Here is a 964-nt window from a genome sequence, read left to right on the forward strand (position 1 = left end):
AAACATTGATGAAGCAATGCATGAAGTCGCAATGGACATCAATGAAGGGGCAGACATGGTGATGGTTAAGCCAGGTATGCCATACTTAGATGTAGTTCGCCGAGTGAAAACCGAGCTGCAAGTTCCGACATTTGCTTACCAAGTATCGGGCGAGTACGCGATGCACAAAGCGGCGATTCTTAATGGCTGGTTAAAAGAGCGCGAGACAGTAATGGAATCACTACTGTGCTTTAAGCGTGCGGGCGCCGATGGCATCCTGACTTACTTTGCAAAAGACGTAGCAGAGTGGTTAGCGGAAGAGAATGCACAAGCCGCTCAGCACCTAAAGATGGCTCGAGAAGCGACAGAAGAGTAATTATCGCTCAGTGAGAAAAACCAGACCGACAATAGTTGTTCGTCTGCATATACCCAAGTAACCTCAGGCGGATTACAAAAGGCTTGTATATCCCAAAAAATCCAAGGTGCTTGGGTATATTTATTTCTGGAGAAGAGAACAATGACAATGCTGATTCGTGAAGGCACGTTGGAAGAGGCACTTCAAGTGGTCACTCGAGTGAAAGAGTTTGCCAACGGAGAAACCTTAGATTCGATGTCACAGCGTCTTGGAGACAAAAACAGCCTAATCCTAGTGGCTGAGAAAAACGGTGCTATTGTCGGTTTTAAAATCGGCTACGAACTGGATGAAGACACCTTCTATAGTTGGTTTGGTGGTGTTGCGCCGCAAGCTCGAAATGAGGGAGTCGCGCAGATGTTGTTAGAGGCTCAAGAAGAATGGGTCGCAGAACAAGGCTATAAAACACTAAAAGTGAAATCTCGAAACCAATTTCCTGCCATGCTCAGATTGTTGTTGAGAAATGGATATCTTATTGAAAAGTTTGAAGAAAAAATCAATCTTCGTGAATCGAGAGTGCATTTCATTAAAGCAATGTGAAAATAAATGAGATTTTTTCTCATTTAACTGTTG

1 protein-coding gene and 1 pseudogene are annotated in these 964 nt (G+C 43.9%); both read left to right on the forward strand.

The window, feature by feature from the left end; translation table 11 throughout:
* Positions 1-355: pseudogene (locus R7E78_RS24875) on the forward strand (porphobilinogen synthase); the annotation flags it as partial.
* 141 nt (positions 356-496) lie between these two features.
* A complete protein-coding gene (locus R7E78_RS24880) occupies positions 497-931 on the forward strand; it encodes a GNAT family N-acetyltransferase (RefSeq protein WP_005459779.1) in 435 nt (144 codons plus the stop codon).
* The last annotated feature ends 33 nt before the right edge of the window (positions 932-964 follow it).

The organism is Vibrio sp. YT-19(2023) (assembly GCF_033337395.1).

Bases quoted from the DNA above. Each gene is read 5' to 3' on its own strand.
- R7E78_RS24880 (WP_005459779.1), top strand. From the start codon at position 497: ATGACAATGCTGATTCGTGAAGGCACGTTGGAAGAGGCACTTCAAGTG.